The 20160-nt window shown below is 69.4% G+C and carries 16 protein-coding genes; 12 read left to right on the top strand and 4 right to left on the bottom strand.

Translation table 11 applies throughout. The features are described from left to right. The first annotated feature begins 1027 nt into the window (after positions 1–1027). Positions 1028–1846, top strand: a complete 819-nt coding sequence (locus BM362_RS33815; RefSeq protein ID WP_202506885.1) for a M23 family metallopeptidase — start codon at positions 1028–1030, stop codon at positions 1844–1846. A gap of 1001 nt (positions 1847–2847) precedes the next feature. Here the strand turns inward: BM362_RS33815 and pcrA are convergent. After that, positions 2848–5262: a DNA helicase PcrA gene (gene pcrA / locus BM362_RS33820; RefSeq protein ID WP_067588101.1), complete on the bottom strand. Its 2415-nt coding sequence runs from the start codon at positions 5260–5262 to the stop codon at positions 2848–2850. 134 nt (positions 5263–5396) lie between these two features. On the opposite strand from pcrA, the gene BM362_RS33825 reads away from it, so the two are divergent. The 7 genes from BM362_RS33825 to BM362_RS33855 all read left to right on the top strand — a co-directional run bounded on the left by BM362_RS33825 (position 5397) and on the right by BM362_RS33855 (position 12819). After that, positions 5397–5831: a DUF1707 SHOCT-like domain-containing protein gene (locus BM362_RS33825; RefSeq protein WP_093575925.1), complete on the top strand. Its 435-nt coding sequence runs from the start codon at positions 5397–5399 to the stop codon at positions 5829–5831. Between the two features lie 164 nt (positions 5832–5995). Next, the gene (locus tag BM362_RS33830; protein ID WP_093575926.1) at positions 5996–6292 is read left to right on the top strand and encodes a chorismate mutase; all 297 of its coding nucleotides are present in this window, start codon (positions 5996–5998) and stop codon (positions 6290–6292) included. A 57-nt stretch (positions 6293–6349) separates the two neighbouring features. Further along, complete coding sequence (locus BM362_RS33835) at positions 6350–6655, top strand: hypothetical protein (protein WP_067588097.1); 306 nt, start codon at positions 6350–6352, stop codon at positions 6653–6655. 347 nt (positions 6656–7002) lie between these two features. Then, entirely contained in the window at positions 7003–8673 is a 1671-nt protein-coding gene (locus BM362_RS33840; RefSeq protein ID WP_244287369.1) for a hypothetical protein, read from the top strand. A gap of 252 nt (positions 8674–8925) precedes the next feature. Next, complete coding sequence (locus BM362_RS33845; RefSeq protein WP_067588095.1) at positions 8926–9825, top strand: hypothetical protein; 900 nt, start codon at positions 8926–8928, stop codon at positions 9823–9825. 212 nt (positions 9826–10037) lie between these two features. After that, the gene (locus BM362_RS33850; RefSeq protein WP_093575928.1) at positions 10038–11663 is read left to right on the top strand and encodes a serine/threonine-protein kinase; all 1626 of its coding nucleotides are present in this window, start codon (positions 10038–10040) and stop codon (positions 11661–11663) included. Between the two features lie 13 nt (positions 11664–11676). Continuing rightward, complete coding sequence (locus BM362_RS33855; protein WP_093575929.1) at positions 11677–12819, top strand: protein kinase domain-containing protein; 1143 nt, start codon at positions 11677–11679, stop codon at positions 12817–12819. A 7-nt stretch (positions 12820–12826) separates the two neighbouring features. On the opposite strand, the gene BM362_RS33860 is transcribed toward BM362_RS33855, so the two are convergent. After that, positions 12827–13729: a LysR family transcriptional regulator gene (locus tag BM362_RS33860; protein WP_067588089.1), complete on the bottom strand. Its 903-nt coding sequence runs from the start codon at positions 13727–13729 to the stop codon at positions 12827–12829. Between the two features lie 105 nt (positions 13730–13834). On the opposite strand from BM362_RS33860, the gene BM362_RS33865 reads away from it, so the two are divergent. Further along, complete coding sequence (locus tag BM362_RS33865) at positions 13835–14743, top strand: DMT family transporter (RefSeq protein ID WP_067588087.1); 909 nt, start codon at positions 13835–13837, stop codon at positions 14741–14743. On the opposite strand, the gene BM362_RS33870 is transcribed toward BM362_RS33865, so the two are convergent. Beyond that, a complete protein-coding gene (locus BM362_RS33870) occupies positions 14740–15408 on the bottom strand; it encodes a response regulator (protein WP_067588085.1) in 669 nt (222 codons plus the stop codon). The genes BM362_RS33865 and BM362_RS33870 overlap by 4 nt on opposite strands. A gap of 44 nt (positions 15409–15452) precedes the next feature. Beyond that, positions 15453–16712 carry an ATP-binding protein gene (locus BM362_RS33875; protein WP_232791841.1) on the bottom strand — a complete coding sequence of 420 codons (1260 nt, stop codon included), beginning with the start codon at positions 16710–16712 and terminating at the stop codon, positions 15453–15455. 253 nt (positions 16713–16965) lie between these two features. Between BM362_RS33875 and BM362_RS50100 the strand changes: the two genes are divergently transcribed. The 3 genes from BM362_RS50100 to BM362_RS47075 are packed head-to-tail and all read left to right on the top strand — an operon-like array spanning position 16966 to position 19509. Continuing rightward, positions 16966–18420, top strand: a complete 1455-nt coding sequence (locus tag BM362_RS50100; RefSeq protein WP_067588083.1) for a hypothetical protein — start codon at positions 16966–16968, stop codon at positions 18418–18420. Between the two features lie 37 nt (positions 18421–18457). Further along, positions 18458–18958, top strand: coding sequence for a hypothetical protein (locus BM362_RS33885; protein WP_093575931.1), 501 nt, complete (start codon positions 18458–18460; stop codon positions 18956–18958). Then, complete coding sequence (locus tag BM362_RS47075; RefSeq protein ID WP_143132576.1) at positions 18955–19509, top strand: hypothetical protein; 555 nt, start codon at positions 18955–18957, stop codon at positions 19507–19509. Before BM362_RS33885 ends, BM362_RS47075 begins: the two co-directional genes overlap by 4 nt. Positions 19510–20160 lie beyond the last annotated feature (651 nt).

The following is a 20160-nucleotide window of genomic DNA, read 5'->3' on the forward strand; positions in this document are numbered from 1 at the left end:
AGGGGAGCCGCGATCTCCGTTCCTGGCAGGCCGGGGAGGGCCTGCCAGGAACGGAGACGGCCAGTGCCTGCCGGGCAGGCAATCCGGCCGGGTCGTGGAGGGAGCCGCGACCGGCTGGGGCTGCGTCGTGGAGGGAGCCCGCGACAGGGCTCGGGCCGGGGCGTCGGAGGAGCCGCGACAGGGCTCGGGCCCGGGGCGTGGAGGGAGGCCGGGGCGTCGGGGGAGCCGCGACAGGGCTCGGGCCTGGGCCGTGGAAGGAGCCGCGGCAAGGCTCGGGCGGGGTCGTGAGGACGGTCCGCCGGGGATCGGGACAGGGACGGCCGGGACCTGCCGGGGAGGGCAGGCAACCGGCCGCACCGCCGCGAACAGGGGCGACGGGGAGCCCGGCGGAGAACCGCACGCTCCGCGGGCGAGAGGACCGCCGACAGCTAGGGCCCTCCGGGAAAAGCCAGGTCACCAGGCGCTTCCGCCACGAGCAACGGTGACGGGGACCGGCCGACCGGGGGGGAACCGGGGGAACCGGGCCGCCGGACATGGCGAGGTCTTGCCTCAGGACTGCGGTCCAAGCAGGTCCGGGCGAGATTCGTTGCCGGAGGATGGGGCGAGAAGCGAAACCTCCGAAAAGAGGCCGCCGAGGCACATCGCGAGTGAGCGGCGTCACAAGATTCGGCGTGAAACTGCTTCAACGCACCGGGACGGCCGGTTATTTCGTCCACGAGGCCGCCGAGAGGGCCTTCGGGAGCGCTGGGCCATCCGAAGGTATGTGACCCAAGCCACAATCAGTGAAGTAGTTCCCGATTAACTTTGGGTAGTTTCCACAGCTAGACGCACGATGAGCGCCACTCGTTCGGCCGAAAGCCCGGTCGCGCCTTGCTCATTGAGGTGCCGCTTCGTTACTGTCCCCCGGTCCCCATTACAGTCAGGTCACGAAGCAGGACGCTGAGCGAATCACCCCCGAGGTTCGTTCACGGGATCCCCCGCCCGAGTTCGCTTCCGCCCCGGCTCCCCGACGATGGAAGGCCCTGTCTTGGCTTCACACCGCTCCCCCGGCGGCCAAGCCCCTTCCCCGGCGCTGAAAGACGCACTGGACGGTGCAGTCATCCGCGTCCGGGGGCAGCACCGCATCTCCCCGCCCTCCTCCGCCCTTCGCGGGCGGGTCGTAGTCGCCGCCGTCGCGGCAGGCGCGTTCGCCGCGGCCGCCGCGGGGCAGACCCTCAAGTCGACCAGCGGCGGTGATTCCGACGCCGCGGTCACCCCGCTCGCCAACGCACAGAACGCGAGCGCCTCGTTCACCCTCGGCAGCGCGGGCTCGGGGGGAGCTCCCGAGTTGCTGCCGGCCGGCCACGCCGTCGACGCCTCCGCCGAAGCCGCGAAGATGGCCGACAGCGCCAAGGTCACCAAGGCCCGCGTGCAAGCGGAAACCGAAGCCGCGCGCCAGGCCGCCGAAGAGGCCGCCCGGCCGAAGACCTGCATGCCCGCTCACGGCACGTTCACCTCCGGTTTCGGTGCCCGCTGGGGCACGAGCCACCTCGGCATCGACATCGCCAACTCCATCGGCACCCCGATCTACGCCGCCTCCGACGGCACCGTCATCCAGGCAGGCCCCGCCAGCGGTTTCGGTCTCTGGGTCCGCATCCAGCTCGACGACGGCACCATCCAGGTCTACGGCCACATGAACAGCTTCTCCGTCCACGAAGGCCAGAAGGTCAAGTGCGGCGAGCAGATCGCCGAGATCGGCAGCCGTGGCGAGAGCACCGGCCCGCACCTGCACTTCGAGGTGTGGCAGAACGGCACCAAGAAGATCGACCCGCGTCCGTGGCTCGCTGCCCGCGGCGTGAACGTCTGAGCCGACCCGCATTTCTTGCCAGCCGGGGCGACCGGTACCAGTGGCATCTTGCCGCCACATGACATCGTGGGCTGAGCGCGAGTCGACCTAGGCTTGCCACAGCGCTGGAAAGCCTTCACGAGCAAAGGGATTCTGGCAGCTCTCCCACCCTGCGGGTCGGCGCGGCCACCCCAGATAACGCCAAGCTCGACGGTGAAACCGCAGGAGAGCGAGCAGCGTCTGGGCAACGAGAGGCCACCGGCAAGCGCGGCGACGCGCCGTCCGTCAGCCAATGCCCTACCCGAAGTGCGCCGCGGAATTCGCTCCGAACACGGTCCCGGCGACCTCCGCCCGGCCCGAACGAGGCATCGGACGACGAACTCACGGATCGCTGCCAGGCAGGCGGCGGACGAAGTAGGCGACTGCTACCTGCCACACCGTGCACAGGTCCGCGCGTCTTCGCCACGGCATCCACCGCGCGACTCCATCGTCGACGCGCGACGCTCCTCCACAGACGACACACCTGCCGTCCGGCCCCAATGCGTGCTGCCTCAGCAGCGCGCGCCACGCCGCGGCTAGCCGTGCCACATCCCCTGGCACGTCCCGAGCTGGCCGGGTCGCCGTCCCCACAGCAACCGTCCCCGCGACTCTCCTCAAGTACTCCTGTACCCCAGCGGCGAACACCCCAAACAGCACCGCGTCCATCCCCTGCGTCCCTTCCCTCAGCCTACCGCAATTCATCGAACTTGTGTTCGATGAATTTCAGTATGCCGGAGGGGACCGACAAGATCAGCGGGTTCACGGGGAAGTTCACTCAGTCCGGCGAAAGTTGTCCGGAATGGGCGCAGGAGAAGGCACCAGGCGAGAGCAGCCCAGCAGCCCGCGGCAGGGCTGGATGAGAACACGGCTTGCCCGGCCGGATACGCCTACAGCTTTGCCCTGCCATCGCCGGGGACTGCGGATCAAACTCAAAGCCGCGCCAGCAGCAGCCGCCGCAGGCGCAGCCGAAACCGCAGCAGACGTCAGAGTTTGACCATCGGCACGCTGCCGATCAGCATCAGCCGGACCTTCCCCGAAGCTCCGAAGTCGATCGTCGCCGTCGCGCGCGGGCCGATGCCGTCGCAGGAAATGACGGTGCCCAGGCCGTACTTGTCGTGGCTCACCCGGTCTCCGACGTCCAGCTTCAGGGCCACCGTGTCCTTCCACGCCTTGCCGAACGGCGAACTCGAAGACGTTGCCGACGACGAGGACCGGCGGCCCCACGTGGTCGCGGCTCGCGGGCCCGACGAGGAACCGGACGAGGAGCCGAAGTTGCCGAAGCCCGGCGAGGACGGTTCCAGGCGGCGCCAGTCGACGAGATCCGGCGGCAGTTCGTCCAGGAAGCGGGAAGCGGGGTTCATCTGCGGCTGTCCCCACGCCGACCGGGTGAGCGCCCGTGACACGTAAAGTCGTTGCCGCGCACGGGTAATCGCCACGTAGGCCAAGCGGCGTTCTTCGGCCAGTTCAGCCGGATCGCCCAGGGCGCGCATATGCGGGAAGACGCCGTCTTCCCAGCCGGTGCAGAAGACGACCGGGTATTCCAGGCCCTTGGCGGTGTGCACGGTCATCAGGGTGACCACGCCCGCGCCTCCGTCGCCTTCTTCGCCGCCGTCGGAGGAGGGGATCGAGTCGGCGTCCGCGACCAGGGAAACCCGTTCCAGGAAAGCGGGCAGCGAGCCGGGGGCGGGGACGCCGTCGTCCAGGACCAGTTCCGCGTTCTCGTCGTTGGTGACCTCGGCGGTGAACTCGGCGAATTCGCGCGCCACCGTCACCAGTTCGGTGAGGTTTTCGACGCGCGACGCGTCCTGCGGGTCGTCCGATTCCTCAAGTTCCGCGCGGTAGCCGGTGCGCTCCAGGACCGCTTCGAGCAGGTCGTGGACCTCGGTGCCGGACGACGCCATCTCCTGCAGTTCGTCCAGCAGCGTCACGAAGCCGGTGATCGCCTTGGCCGAGCGCGGGTTCAGCAGCGCCACCTTGCCGTCGACCGCGTCGCGCAGTGCGGCCCAGAAAGAGATCCGTTCCCGTTCCGCGTGCGTGGCCACGACCGCCTCGGCCCGGTCGCCGATACCGCGCTTGGGGACGTTGAGAATCCGCCGCAGGCTGACCGTGTCGTCGGGGTTCGCGAGCACGCGCAGGTACGCGATCATGTCCCGCACTTCGCGCCGCTCGTAGAACCGCACGCCGCCGACGACCTTGTACGGCAGGCCGAGCCGGATGAAGATTTCCTCGAACACTCGCGACTGGTTGTTGGTGCGATAGAACACCGCGACGTCCGAGTAGTCCGCCTCGCCCTTCTCCGCCAGCGAGTCGATCTCCCCGGCGACGAACGCGGCCTCGTCGTGGTCGTTGTCCGAGACGTAGCCGACGATCTTCTCGCCGTCGCCCGAATCGGTCCACAGCCGCTTGGCTCGCCGGTTGGGGTTGCGGGCGATCACCGCGTTGGCCGCGGACAGGATCGTTTGCGTGGAGCGGTAGTTCTGCTCCAGCAGAATCGTGTGCGCGTTCGGGAAATCGCGTTCGAATTCCTCGATGTTGCGGATGGTCGCACCGCGGAAGGCGTAGATGGACTGGTCCGCGTCGCCGACCACGCACAGTTCGGCCGGCTCGATCCCGGTGTCCGTCGCTTCGGTACCGGCCAGCACACGCACCAGGGTGTACTGCGCGTGGTTGGTGTCCTGGTACTCGTCGACCAGGACGTGCCGGAAGCGCCGCCGGTAGTACTCCGCGACGTCCGGGAACGCTTGCAGCAACGACACTGTCCGCATGATCAGGTCGTCGAAGTCGAACGCGTTCGCGCTCGCCAGCCTGCGCTGGTACTCGGCGTAGACCTCGGCGACCCGGCGTTCCAGGTCGTTGGCCGCCCTCGACACCGCCTCGTCCGGATCGACCAGTTCGTTCTTCAGGTTCGAGATGTGCACCGCGAGCGTGCGTGCGGCGTACTTCTTCGGGTCGATGTCGAGATCGCGCGCCACGAGCGTGATGAGCCGCTTCGAGTCGTCCGAGTCGTAGATGGAGAAACTCGACGACATACCGAGCGTTTTCGCCTCACGGCGGAGGATTCGCACGCACATCGAGTGGAACGTGGACACCCACATCGCGTTCGCGCGTTTGCCGACGAGCGCCGCGACGCGTTCGCGCATCTCGGCGGCGGCCTTGTTGGTGAACGTGATCGCCATGATCTCGCCCGGATGCACGCCGCGCTGCCCGAGCAGGTAGGCGATCCGGCGCGTGAGCACGCGCGTCTTGCCCGATCCGGCTCCCGCGACGACCAGCAGCGGACCTCCGGCGTGCGTCACCGCCTCGCGCTGGGCGGGGTTGAGGTCCTCGAGCAGGTCTGCGGTTCCCGGCCGGGCAGCGCGGGCGGGCGGGTCTGCGGGGAGATCGAAGAGGGTGTCCATCGTCTGTCAACGCTACCCCGGGGGTACGACAGTCCCGGAACAGCCACGGGGTCGGCCTGCGCTTCCGGACGTACGCCGCAGTGTCGCCTCGCGTCCGACGCGCGAAGCCGCCGCGGCGCGGAGCATCGAATGGCATGGACGACAAGATTCCCGCCCGGCTGAGGGCTTCCGACGGCGACCGCGAACGCGTCGCCGAGACCATCCAGGCCGCCGGTTCCGAAGGACGGCTCACGCTCGAAGAGGTGGAAGAGCGGCTGCGCGCGGTCTACGCCGTCCGCTACACCGACGAACTCGGCGAACTCACCTCCGACCTTCCCCGCCCGGAGCCGGTACGGCCGCGCGGCGGCGGCTGGCCGCTGACCCGGGCCGCGCTGCGCGAACATCCCGCGCTGCGTATTCACCTCGGCATCGTCGCGGTGCTCGCGACCTTGCTGATCGTCCGCTGGGCGATCGGCGGCGCGCTGTTCTTCTGGCCGGCGATGCCGTTGTTCTGGCTGTTCATCAGCCTGGTGCTGCACGCGCGGGTGCGGGCGTTCCGCCGTCGGCCGGGCGCGCCTGTGCCATACTGAATCCGTGCGGCACAGCAGCGAGCGATTTTTTTACGGGACCCGGACTCCGGCTCCCGTGATCGCGTAGTGCCCCACCCGCCATCACCCGCAGCCCCGGAGTCCACTGGACCCGGGGCTTTCGCCGTCCCTGGGCCACAGGGAGTCCGGACTTCAGAGAGGTCCCGATGAACGCGCAGACACAGAACGCCGACGGACAGCCCGCCAAGCACACCCCGGCGGGCGAGGACATCTCGTCGCTTCGCGAGGAGATCGACTGGCTCGATTCCGAAATCCTCCGGCTCGTGAAGCGCCGGGTCGAGGTGTCGAAGACCATCGGCGCGGCCCGGATGGCCGCGGGCGGCACGAAAATCGTCTACAACCGCGAGATGGACGTGCTGGCGCGCTACCGCGAACTGGGCCCGGAGGGCAGGCAGCTGGCGATGCTGCTGCTGAACCTCGGCCGCGGCAGGCTGGGCCGCTGACGCGGTATCCGGGGCATCCCCGATTCGCGCGACAAGGAAACCGGGCAGACTGGACACATGATTAACCTCATCGCCGTCATCATCGCGATCGCGAGCGTGCTGGCGTCCCTCGGCCACGTCGGCTACCTGGCGCTGCTGAACAACGCGGCGGGCAAGCGGGCGGGCGGGGCCCCGGTCGCGCAGTACGTGCGCAGCCGCTGGGCACTGGCCGGCGGTGCCACCGCGGCGTCGCTGTTCGCCTGGCTGCTCACTTCCGGCAACGTCGTGCTGGACATCCTCGCCATCGTCATCGCAGTCGGTAGTGGCGCGACGTCGATGAAGGCCCTCCAGTCGACGCAGGCGAAGTACCGCAGCGGCGGCTGACGAGCCCCCGAACTGGGCAAACACCGGGCGGTACGCTGCGCTGCGTGACGTGCCGCCCGTTCGGGCGCGCCCGGTCGAGTGAAACCGGTGCAAGTTGCAGGATGGGTGAAGACATTCGCCTGCCGGTTTCCTACTGTGAAGTCCGTGAGGACCCTGGCGTCTGTGCTGGGCAACGCCCGGAGGACGCGCGGGAGCTGCGGCTCCGCGCGCCGTTCTCCGCGTGCGCGTGCATTTGCGCGGGAGTTCGCAAGTGTGGACGCAAGCTCCGTCCTCCGCTCGCCTGCTCCGTTCGGGTTGACGACCGCCCCGGCGCCGTCACACCCCCCTCGCGGAGGGGTCGGACCGGCATGACGGGAAACACGATGGGCGGTCGGCGGCACGCGGACCGTCCCGGCGCGGTGCCGGACGCCGAGGTCACCGTTCCCGGGCGGCATCGCGTCCGCGCCGACGGCACCTGGACCCCGGTGGTGCCGCCCCGCGCCGCCGGACATCACCGGCACCGCACCGGAGGCGCACCGGCCGGCAACGGCGCTCCGACGCAGCGCGGCAGCGAGAACCCGCAGCTGCGCGGCGCACCCGCTCCGCGCGCGAACCGGGTGCCCGACGACGGGAACCGCCCGGCCCCTAATCAGCCGGTTTTCCCCACCGCGAGCGGCACGTTGCCGCTCGCGGAACCGCCGTTGCCGCAGCCGCGGCGCCGCCGGGCGACGAGCGATCCCCGCGGCCGCCGCGCCCCCGTCGAACCCCCGCGCCACCAGTCCTCCGCCCCGGACCGGCTGGCCGAACCCCGCCAGACCGCAGCTTTCCCCGGACAGCCAGCCGAACCTCGCGGCCGCCAGGCCGCGACCCCCGCCCAGCCAGTCGCCCCCCATGGCCAGCAGGCCGCCCCGCCGGCCCGCCAGCCTGAATCCCGCACCGCCTTCGCTCCTCCGCAGGACCGGATCCCCGAGGAGCACCGCGCCTTCGCCCCGCCGGAAAACGCGCTCCCCCAGCCGACCCGGCGCACCCGGCAGGAACGCGTCACCACCACCTCCGCCGCGCTGGCCAACCGGCCCGAGAGCCCTCGCGAACGCGTCGAGCTGAACCCGGTCGCGGAGGAACCGCCCCGGCGCCAGCGCGTCACGCTCGGCGAACCGGCCGTCTCGCCGCAGGAGAAACAAGAGCAGCAGGACGACGAGGTGCGCGTGTACTCCGCGCCGCTGCTGGACGGCCTCGGCACGTTCGATCTCGGCTCGGTGCCCGCGTCGGTCACCCCGCCGAAGACCTGGCGCAAGGCCGCGTGGTTCGCCACCGGCGCGTCCGGCGCGGTGGTCGTCGGGCTGCTGTTCGCCGGGACGTTCCTGGTCGGCGGGCCCGCCACCACGACGACCGACGCGGTCGGCGGCGGCTGGCCAGGCAGGCAGAACGGCGGCAACCCGAACCTCAGCGCGCTCATCCCGAACGAACAGCACGGCGGGATCGGCGGCAACGTCCCGCACCGCGACTCCAGCACCAGCCCCGACGGCGTCACCTCGGACAACGGCACGCATCCGCAGCAGGGCGGCGGTCCGAGCAGTTCCGCGAGCAGCAGTTCGGCCGACGTGACCACGTCGGCAGGCCCCGGCACCGGCGGCAGGACCTCCGCGCCGACGACGACGGACTCGCCCTCGTCCAGCGAGGCGCCGGAGAAGCCGCCGGTCACTCCCGCTCAGCGGGAAACGAAGCCGCCGCCGTACTTCACCACCAACAACGCGGGCACGATGGGCGACAACTCGGAGAAGTTCCTCAACAACGTCACCACCGACCCGTCGGCGGCCTCGTCGGTCACGTCCGGAGACCTCAAGCAGGAGGGCCCGCAGGGGCTGCGCAAGCGCTACGCCGACGTCGCGTATTTCGAGGTCAAGAAGGTCACCATCGACCCGGAGCACGGCACCACGGTGAACACGGTCGAGGTCACGCACCAGGACGGCAGCAAGAGCACCGAGCAGCAGACGCTCACGTTCGACGACAACGGCAAGATCACCGACGACGGGCGCTGACCAGCACACTGTCTGCAAATGCCGATGCACGTGCGGTGCGGTGAGCGGTTGTTCCCTCGTCCGGTTGGGTGACATAAGCTGCCGTTCGTCGTACGACGGCGGCATTCCGGCGACGGAGTCTGGCGGCCGCCGGTCGGCACAGGGTTACCTGGCGACTACGAGGTCCGGGCCGACCACGAATCGCCCCGGACCGCCCCGGGGACACCGCCACCGTGTCGTGTCCCGCCCCGAACCCCCAGAGCGAGGACTTTCGTGCTTGAACGGCAGCGAACCCGGCGAGAACCCGACGCCGTGCGCGTCGAGGACGTGATCCCGCCGGAACTGCTCGAGGACGTCGCCGAGGCCGACCGCGAATATCTTGAGCAGGTGTTCCGCGAACCGCAGAAGTACCTGCCGCCGCGCACTCGCCGTCCGGTCGTCCGGGCCGAGGACCCCGTCGAAGAGCCCGAAAGCAAGCTCGCCCGGCGCGCGAAGCTGGCCGGGCTCGTCGGAGCGGGCGCGCTCGTCGCCGGTGCCGTCGTCACCGCCTCGCTGCTCAGCGGCGGCCCGCGGCCCGCCGTTCCGGCCGCCGGAGGAGCCGCGATGCCCGCCGGGTTCAGCGGCGCGGCAGCGCTCGGCGGCCAGGCCGTGCCACAGCAGCGCAAGGTCCACTCGTCCGGCGGCACGACGTCGGGGCAGAGCGAAAGCACGACGCAGTCCAAGCACACCGACTCCGCGGCCACGACGCCCTCGAACTCGGGAGCCACGACTCCGGAAACCACTTCCGGCACTTCGTCGTCGGCCTCCTCAAGCACCCCGGCCTCGGCGGAATCGCGGAAGAAGTCCGCCACCTCGTCGGCGGCCGCGCCGGATCCGGTGAAGCTCGAAGCGGTGCGCAAGTTCTACACCTCCATCGACCACCACCCGGAGAACGCGCTTTCGCTGCTCACCCCGAACGTCGCGCGCGGCGAAACGGGCGATCTGGTCCGCGCGTGGAGCGGGGCCGACTCGATCGACGTCCAGGAACTGCACGTCCAGGACGACGGTTCGGTCTTCGCCGTGGCGCTGGTCCGCCAGGCCGACGGAACTCTCTTGCGCGTGACCCAGTTGTTCGACGTCGTCGAGCAGGATGTGATCTCCCAGGCTCGTGTCCTGTCCGCGGTCTACTCCTGACCTGCGCGAACGTGGTTATGCTGGGCTGGCCGAAGTGTGCCGCGTGCGTGTGCGCAGAGTGAGCGCCTAGCCTTGTCACGGGTCGGTCTCGGCAAAACCGGCACACGGTCCACAGCAGGTGCCTACGCTCCGGTGCCGCGGCGGGTTCGAACTCACCCCTTCGGGGTAGAAGAGTCCCACCCCGGGAAGTCGGAGCCCCAAAGGGAGGTCGCGTGAGCGACGAGGGTCGTCTGGTCGCCGGCCGGTACCGGATCGTCGGGAAAATCGGTTCCGGCGCGATGGGGGCCGTCTGGCGCGCCCACGACGATGTGCTGGGCCGTACGGTCGCCATCAAGCAACTGCTTCTCCAGCCCGGGCTGGAGAACCACGAGGCGGAAGACGCCCGGCAGCGCACCATGCGCGAGGGCCGGATCGCCGCCCGGCTGCACCACCCGAACGCGATCACCGTGTTCGACGTCGTCACCGACGACAACGGCCAGCCCTGCCTGATCATGGAATACCTGGCTTCCACCAGCCTGGCGCAGGTGCTGCAGGAAAAAGGCACCCTGCCGCCGCTGGAGGTCGCCCGGATCGGCGCGCAGATCGCCGCCGCCCTGCGCGAGGCGCACGCGGTCGGCATCGTGCACCGCGACATCAAGCCGGGCAACATCCTGCTCGCGGGCAACGGCACGGTGAAGATCACCGACTTCGGCATCTCGCGGGCCAAGGACGACGTCACGGTCACCAAGACCGGGATGATCGCGGGTACCCCCGCCTATCTGGCCCCCGAGGTCGCGATCGGCGGCGACCCCGGCCCCGAGTCGGACGTCTTCTCGCTCGGCTCCACGCTGTACGCCGCCTGCGAAGGGCAGCCGCCGTTCGGCCTGTCCGAGAACACGCTGAGCCTGCTGCACGCGGTCGCCGCGGGGCAGATCAATCCGCCGCGGCAGTCCGGCCCGCTGGCGAGCGTGCTCGCGGTGCTGCTGCACCCGGAGACCCAGCACCGGCCCACCGCCGACGAATGCGAGGAGCTGCTGGCCGCGGTCGCGCGCGGCGAGACCCCGCTCGGCGGTCCGGCCGACGAGACGCTGATGGCCTCCTCTTCGGGCACCCTCGGCGCGGCCGCGCTCGGTGCGGCGGGCGGCGCGGCGGCCGCTGGTCTGCTGCATCCAGACGACGAGCAAGCCAGCCACTCCGGCACGCTGCTCGACAACCCGGGCGTCACCCAGCAGTACGACCCGAGCGCGCAGCAGTACTACGACGAAGCCCCGTATCCGCCGGGCTCCGGCTACCCGGAGAACGACTACGACGACTACCACCAGGAGCCGCCGCTCTACGGCGACCCGAGTCGCAACGGCCTCGCCGCGACGCGCGCGGTCCCGGTGCCAGACCACTACGAGGACGACCCGTACGACGAGGAGCCCGCGTCGCGGACCCGCGTGCAGACAGCGCCCGAGGACGACGAGGGCGAGAAGCCCGGTGCGTGGAAGAAGCCCGCGATCATCGGCGGCGTCGTGGTCGTCGGCCTGGTCGCGCTCGGCGTGTGGCTGCTGACTCCGGGCAATCCGCCGGACGCTTCCCAGCCGGCACCGCCCGCTTCGTCTTCAGCGGTCGCACCGACGTCCGTCACACCGCCGCCTTCGGAAGCAACCACTACGTCCCCGCCTACGTCTTTCCGGGAAAGCGCGACCCGCGAGACCCAGTCGACGCGGCACTCGCGGCGGTCTACTACGGCGGAGGACACTCCGACGCAGGAACAATCCCAGCCGCAGAACACCAAGCCGACGAAGCCGACGCGCACCAAGGAACCGACGACGACGCCGAGTGAAACCAGCGGTCCGCCGTCGCCGACCGGATGATCCAGGGACAGCATTGAGTTCAGAAGGCAGCATCGTCGGGGAGCGGTACCGGCTCGACCAGCCGATCGGGCGCGGCCGCGCGGGCATCGTGTGGCTCGCGTTCGACACGCGGCTGTTCCGGACCGTCGCCGTCAAACGCATGTACCTGCCCGTCGGCCTGCCGGCGGACCGTGCCGAACAGGCGCGCGCGATGGCGATGGAAGAGGGCAAGGCCGCGGCCCGGATCGATCATCCGTGCGCGATCACGGTGTACGACGTGCTGCCCGACGGCCAGGACGTATGGCTGGTGATGGAGTACATCCCGTCGCGCGGGATGTCGGTGTTCCTCGCCGAGCACGGCCGGCTCACTCCGGAGCAGGCCGCGTTCCTGGGCATCCAACTCGGCGACGCGATGGCGTCGATTCACTCGGCGGGCATCGTCCACCGCACGCTCGAACCGAACACTGTGCTGCTCGCGGACGACGGCAGCGTCAAGCTGACCGACATCGGCATCACCGGCGGCGGTCCGCACGCCGCTTACCGGGCACCTGAGGTCACCCGCGGCGCGCCTCCGTCCGCAGCTGCGGACGTGTTCTCGCTGGGCGCGACGCTGTACACGGCGGTTGAGGGCGTGCCGCCGTTCGGCGACGACGGCCAGTCCCCGGAGCGGCCGCCGGAGAACGCGGGCCCGCTCGCCGGGGCGTTGCAGAAGATGCTGCGCGCCGATCCCGCTGCCCGGCCGACCATGGACGACACCGTGCACGCGTTGAAGGCGATCACTGTCGGACGCGAGCAGACCGCGTTCATCCCGCCGACCGCGCCCGCGTTGCCGACCCTTCCCGCGTCGCGGCCGCTGCCCGTGCAGCAGCCCGATGTCCCGGAACCGACCCAGCAGATCCTGCCGCCACAACAGCCGCAGCAGGCTCAGCAACCGGCTCCGCTGATGCAGCTTCCGGTCCAGCAGGTGCCGCAAGCGCCCGCTCCGGCGCAGCCGATGCGGCAGCAAGCGATGCAGCAGCCGACCGCCCGGTACACGCCCGCGCCGGCGCAGCAGGCCGCGTCCGCGCAGGCTGTTCGGGAGAAGGCGGCGGCGCGGCGGCGGATCATCCTCACCGTCGCGGCGATCCTGTGCGCGATCCTGATCGGGATCGGCGTTTCGCAGCTGCTGTTCGTCTGAGCCGGCGTCAGGCGACGTTCTCGGTCGCCTCCTGCATGGCTTCGAGGAACGTCCGCACGGCCGGGCTGTCCGCGACTCGTGCGGCCACCGCGGCGTGAATATGCCTGCTCGGCTGCGGATTGCGGACCCGGCGCACCACCACGCCCGGATGCGGCGTGCCGAGCCCCAGCTCCGGCACCAGCCCGACGCCGAGCCCGGCGGCGATGAACCCTTGCGCCGACGGATAGTCCTCGGACTCGACCACGACGTTCGGGTGGAACCCGGCCGACGCGCAGGCGCCTTCCAGAATCGCCCGGCAGGCACCGGGGATCGGGTCGACGCCGACCCATGGTTCCTCGGCGAGGTCGGTCAGGTCGAGAACGCGTTTGCGAGCCAGCCGGTGCGCACGCGGCAGCACCGCGCGATACGGGTCGTCCAGCAGCGGCATCAGCTCGATGCCCCGGCCCGGCTCCGACGACCGCGGATACACGATGATCGCCAGGTCAGCGCGGCCTTCCTCGACCTCGGTGAGCGGGTCGCCCGGGTCGATGAGCTTGAGATCGAGCCACACGCCAGGGTGCTCGCGGCGCAGCGCGGCCACCGCATACGGCACCATCGTCGCGCCCGCCGTGGCGAAGTAGCGGATCGCGAGCTTGCCGGTACGGCCTTCCTTCAGCTCAGTGAGCGCGGCCTCGGCTCGGGCCAGCTCCGCGCTGAGCGTCTCGGCGTGTTCGGACAGCAGCGTCCCGGCCGGGGTCGGCTGGACGCCGCGGCCGACGCGTTCCAGCAACGGCGTGCCCGCTTCGCGTTCGAGCACCGCCAGCTGCTGGCTGATCGCCGACGGCGTGTAGCCGAGATTCCTCGCCGCGGCAGTGATCGAACCGCTCGTGATCACTGCGCGCAGCACCTGCATGCGCCGTACATCGAGCATGGCTTCGATCCTACAGATTTGCTTAATGGTCCCTCCAGTTATTTTCGCTTGTCCTTACACCTTGCCGCAGCGAAGCTGGCTAGCGAGGCGAAGGAGGAACCTGGGGTGGGCGAGACGAAGACGCTGCTGAGGATCGCGGCGCTCGCGTTGATGTGGGGATCGAGTTTTTTCTGGATCAAGCTGGGGCTGGAAGCGTTTTCGCCGGTGCAACTGGTGCTCGCGCGGCTCGTGCTCGGCACCGCGGTGCTGCTGGCGCTGTGCCTGGTCGGCCGCCGGAGCCTGCCCGCGCAGCGGAGCACCTGGGGGCATCTGCTGGTCGCGGCGTTCTTCCACAATGCGTTGCCATTCCTGCTTTTCGCGGTCGGCGAGACCACTGTGGACTCCGGCATCACCGGGGTACTGAACTCGACCACCCCGCTCTGGGTGCTCGTGGCGGCCCCGTTCCTCGGGGTGTCGAACCGGATGAACGCGCCGCGGATCGCCGGTCTGGTGATCGGGCTCGGCGGGATCCTGCTGATCTTCGCGCCGTGGCAGGCCTCCGGGCTGCTCAGCTGGGGCGCGCTGGCCTGCCTCGCCGCCGCGGCGAGCTACGGATTCGCGTTCGTCTACGAAGGACGGTACCTGTCGAACACCGGCTCCTCGCCCTACGCGATCGCGGGCGGGCAAATGCTGCTGGCCACGGGTTTTCTGGTGCTGGCCATGCCGTTCGGCGGGCTGACGCCGGTGCACCTGAGCCCGGTCGCGCTGATCGCGGTGGTGATCCTCGGCCTCGGTTCGACCGGGATCGCGTTCGCGCTCAACTACCAGTTGCTGGCGAGCGAAGGCGCGGTGGCCGCGTCGGTGGTCGGCTATCTGCTGCCGGTGGTGTCGGTGTTGCTGGGCGCGGTCTTCCTGCACGAGCAGCTGAATCTGCGCGTGATCGCGGGCATGGTCGTGGTGCTGCTCGGCGTCGCGCTGACGCGATTGCAGCGCAAACCGGCGGTGGCTCCGGAAGAGGAACTGACTCCGGCTTAGACGAGGCGGCGGTCCGAGGCCCAGCGGGAGAGCTCGTAGCGGTTCGACAGCTGGGTCTTGCGCAGGACGCTCGACACGTGCGTCTCGACCGTCTTCACCGAGATGAACAGCTCGGACGCGATTTCCTTGTACGCGTAACCGCGGGCGAGCAGGCGCAGGACGTCGCGCTCGCGCGGGGTGAGCAGGTCCAGCTCGGGGTCGTTGATCGGCGCGGAGCCGGGACGATCGGCGAAGGCGTCGAGGACGAAGCCAGCAAGGCGCGGGGAAAACACCGCGTCGCCGTCGGCCACCCGGACCACCGCGCGGACGAGTTCCTTCGACGAGATCGTCTTGGTGACGTATCCGCGCGCGCCGGCGCGGATCACCGCGATGACGTCCTCGGCGGCGTCGGACACCGACAGCGCGAGGAATACGACGTCCGGCAGCTCCGGGCGCACGCGGCGGAGCACCTCGGCACCGCCGCCGTCGGGCATGTGGACGTCGAGCAGCACGACCTGCGGACTCGTGCGCGCGATGCCGGCGACCGCTTCCGCGACCGACCCGGCCTCGCCGACGACCTGCACCTCGTCGGTGATCGAATCGAGTTCCGTGCGCACTCCCGCACGGAACAACGCGTGGTCGTCCACGAGGAAGACCTTGACCGGTTCCCGCTGGCTTTCCGTCACGACTGCCCACTCCCTCGCTTCGCCTGCCCCCGAGCATAGCGAGGTCATGCCACCCCTTTGCCCGCCTTCACCGGCATGGCGAGCTGGACTTCGGTGCCTTCGCCGGGCGCGGTGCGCAGCTTGCAGGTGCCGCCGTGGCGTTCCATCCGGCCGCGGATCGAGTCGGCGAGACCGTGCCGGTCGGCGGGCACGACGTCCGGGTCGAAGCCCTTGCCGCGGTCGCGCACGAACACGGTGACCTCGGTGGGTTCGACCTCGGCGAACACGCTGACCTCGGCGACGCCGGCGTGCTTCGCCGCGTTGACGATCGCCTCGCGGGCCGCCTGCACCAGCGCGGTGAGCGGCGGGTTCAGCTCGGCGTCGCCGACCACGACCTGGCCGACCGAGATCGCGAACTGGTCCTCGACCTCGCCGCACGCCGCGGCGAGCGCCTCGGACAGCTGCTGGCGGGCGCCCTCTTCCTCTTCTTTGGTCCGCTTGTCGCTGGGTTTGCCGTAGCCGCCGGGGCCGTACAGCCAGCCGCGCAACTCGCGTTCCTGCCCGCGAGCGAGGCGCGCGACCTCGGCAGGCTGGTCTGCCTGGCGCTGGATCAGCGCGAGCGTCTGCAGAACGGAGTCGTGCAGGTGCGCGGCGATTTCGGCGCGTTCGTCGGTGCGGATGCGGGCCTGGCGTTCCTCGCCGAGATCACGGACCAGCCGCAGCCAGAACGGGACGGTGAGCACGGCGACGCCGATCAGCGTCGCGAGCACCGCGATCAAAGCGAATTTGACCTGGTCGAAGTCGCCGCTGGCGAACACGACGAAGCCGATGCCGGTGGCCACCAGCGCGACCCCGGCGAGGATCCGGACGATCGCCGCGAGCCTGCCGCCCTCGCCGACCAGTCCGTCGCGGGCCCCGACGCGCCAGCGCCGCCGCTGCGATTCGTCGGCCTCCCGCCAGACGACCGCCGCACCGAGCGCGGCGAGCGCGAGCGGCACCGCGACCCAGCCGCGGATGGCGCCGGTGAGCGTGCTGCTGGCGATCGCGAGCCCGATGCCGAGCGCGATCAGCCCATACGCCTGCTGCCGGTCGCGGGCCTTGGGCGCGGTCTCGCTTTCCTCGGAACTTTGCGGGACGAACACCCAGAGCAGGCCGTAGGCGAGCAGGCCGGCCCCGTTGAGCGCGGCCAGCAACGCGAACACGACACGGACCCAGACGACCGGCACCCCGAGGTGATCGGCGAGCCCGCTCGCGACGCCCGCGACGGCCCGCCCGGAACGCCGCCGGTACATCTTGGGCCGCGATTCGGGTTCGGCGACCTCCATCGCCTGGGCGGACACGAGTGCCGAGGGCTCCTCTTCGGCCGAGGAAACCCGCCCTGGGGCACTGATGTCGAGAAAGTCCTGCACGGGGTCCATCGTCACACGCGGAAGCGGCGCGGACATCGGGGAAGGCCCTGATCCATTCCCCCAGACGGCCGCCGTGGAGAAATTCCGCGAACCTCCCTGCCGCCCGCCGGGACTCGGTACGATGCAGGGGGCGAGTGATCACAGTGCGTAAACGGGGCGGGGAGGCCGGATGACCGAGCAACATCGCGCGGAGCACGTCGAGTCCGCAGGCGATTACTACGCCCGGACGCAGAACGTGAACCAGATCTTCTCCGTGGGCGTGGACTCGCCGGAGACGCGCAGCGTGACTGAGCGGGACGCCTCGCAGTACTCGGTTCAGCAAGGTCAGCAGTTGCTTCAGGGCCAGCAAACCCGCGGGGACGCGCCCGCGCCGGACGCGAATTACGCGTCGTACAGCCATGAAGACCTGCACAAAATGGTCAACGAGGGCTTGAACTTCGAAAGCATCAACGAACGCAGCCGCGTGACGAACACCTACGGCAACTGGCTCGCGGACGCGTCCAACCAGTTCCGCGACGCGGCCAGCACGGCGGGCGCGGAGTGGCAGGGCACGGCCGCGACGCAAGCGCATTCGTTCTTCCAGAGCACGGCCGAGCACACGGAAAAAACCGGCAGCGCGATGCAGCTGGTGTCGAACCGCTACTCCCAGCAGTCCGCGGCGGCCGATTACGCGCACAAGAACATGCCGGAGCCGACCGGTTTCGACCAGAAGGCCGAAATGGCCAAGGCGACCGAGCAGTTCCAGAACGGCAACCCGCTGCAGGGCGTGATCGCGCTGAACGACGTGTCGGTCAAGCAGCAGCAGGCCGACGCCGCGCACCAGCAGGCGGTCCAGGTGATGCACGGGCTGGACTCGACGTATCACGAGACGTCGACGACGCAGCCGGTTTATTCGCCGCCGCCGCAGATGAACAACGACAGCACGCAGGCGAGCAGCGCCGCGCCGGTGACTGTGCCTGGCGGGGCCTCCAGCGGACCGTATGTCGGGCCTGGGGGGTCTGGAGGCCCGGTTACCGGCGGGCCCGCGACTGGGTTCACCGGCACGAATCCGCCGCTTGGCGGTCCGCCGGCCAACTCCTTCCCACCTGGAGGCGGCAATTCTCCGAGCGTTCCTTACACCCCCGGGCCGGGCATCAACACCGGCACTGGGCCGCTCAGCAACCCCGCGGTGTCAGGCGGCGGGAACAACCTCCGGGCCACGCCGAACATCGGCGGCCGCCTCTCTCCGGAAGGACTCGCTTTGGGCGGAGGCGGGGTCGGGAACTCCGGCGAAGACACCCCTCGAAGCCGATCGGGCGGCGGTGCCGGCCGGGGTGGTGCCGGCGGCCGGGTGACTGGCGGGACTGGTTCGGGTGGTTCCGGCAAGCCGGGCGAGTCCGGCGGCAAGGGTGCGGCGGAACGGCTTGAGCGCGGCGCTACCGCCGCGGCGAACGCGGGGAAGGGCGGAAAGCCCGGAGCCGCGGGGGCCGGCGCTGGTGCGGCGGGCGCCGGGAAGAAGAAGGAAGAGGACAAGGAACACAAGAACAAGATCCCGACACAGATCGATCCGGACGAGGTCTTCGAGGTCAGGCCGGAACGAGGGCCGGACGGGGAGAAGATCACTCCCCCGGTTCTCGGCGGCTGATTCCGTCCTTCCTTCGAGCAGACCCTAGGAGCAGCAGATGGCAGAAATCGTCTGGGACGACCAGAAGCCTTCGACCGGCAGTTCTCCAGCTGCGGGCACCGCGGGCAATGACTTCCTGGCAGGATTGACCGAGGGCCCGGGGAGCCATGAAGCCGCGCAGAAGATGAAGACCGCCGGGAACACGCTGAAGACGTTGGCGCAGAACGGGTCGTTCGCGGTGAATGAGGAGGGGTTCAACGCCTACATGAAGGCGTGCGACTTCTTCCTCAAAGGTTTTAATGATTTCATGGGCCAAGCATCCTTCCTTGGCCGGGCTGCGGACATGGGAAACTTTGAATATGCTCGTTCTGTCGCCGACTTTAACGTCAAAGTAGCGAGCGACACCCATGAAGGAATGATCCCCAACCTCATCCTCATGCGGGAAGCGGTTGACGCCGCACAACAGGCGCTCGTCATCGCACGGAAAAACTACCGAGAGACCGAAAGCGCACATTCAGTGTCCTTCGCCGAGCTCAACAAGAAACTCGACAATCAGTGAAAACATCCCGCACCCGCACGCCCCTCCTGCTGGCCGGCGCTGCCGCACTGGCCCTTACCGCGTGCGACAGCCCGGTAAACGGCGCAGCGCAGGCCAGCGGAACACCCTCCGCGACTGGAGCGGTTCCCCCCGCCTCCTCCGGAAACCCCTTCGCTGCCCGGAATCAGTGCGCTCTGCTTGATCAAATACTGAGCGGCGCGGGCTATCCCAAAGCGAAACCTTCTATCGCGCAAGAACGAAAAGCCTGCGTCACTCAAAAGTCTAGCGGCGGCTTGAACGCGACCAACGTCGGACTTCTCCTGCAAGAGGACCAGCGCTACGACAGCGACATCAAGAACACCGCACAAGCTCGCAGCGGCAGTCTCGGCGGCCGGAAGTTCGTCGAAGATCCCGCCGAACTGGGGTCAGCAGACCAGTGCACGATATCCATGTCGGTTCAGACCAGTTCCCGCGCGATCATCACCGTGACCGGCGGCAATGACACCGCTGCCTCCTGCAAAACCGCAGAGGACCTGGCGACCAAGCTGGACCCGCTCCTCCCTAAGGGCTGACCCCGGGCTGGGAGCCCGGAGCTGCCGACCGAACTACGGGCAGCCGGGGCACTCAGTGTCGCGCCAATCAGTAGTCCGACCTCCAGGTCCGGCAACCCGTTCGCCTCGCTGGGCCAATGCCGGTTGGTCGATCGAATTCTAGCCGGGCAAGGATCTCCTGCGGCCCGGCCAGAAGGACACGGACAACATCCAGAACCCCCATTCTGCACACAATGGGAACATCGACGGCCGAAAGCTGATCGAACAACGCGACTTGCTGGGCTCCCCCGGCGGTTGCCAGATAGGCATTGAGGTCGGCCCTAACGCTCGCGCTTGGTGATCTTTCTGATCGGCGACGACACCTCAGCCTCCTGCAAAAAGGCCGAAGACGTCGCGACGGCGTTAGACAGGCTCCTTCCTCGAAGCTAGAGAATCCCGGCCATCTGATGAGCAGATCGCGAAGCCCTGATCCCGCTCGGCGCAGCCGCGGCGACTCTGACCGCATGCTGCCTCAACTGCCGCGTCACCCGCCTCCTCTGGGAATCGCTTCGCGGCACGAAGCAGTGCTGGTGGACCAGATTCCGTAAGGCCAGGGCTACCCGAAAGAGATTCCCTCGGTTGCCGGCTCAAAGCGCTCCTTCACTTCCCAGAAGCCAGGAGACAGCCCGGACG

Source organism: Amycolatopsis rubida, assembly GCF_900115345.1.
Taxonomy (GTDB): domain Bacteria; phylum Actinomycetota; class Actinomycetes; order Mycobacteriales; family Pseudonocardiaceae; genus Amycolatopsis; species Amycolatopsis rubida.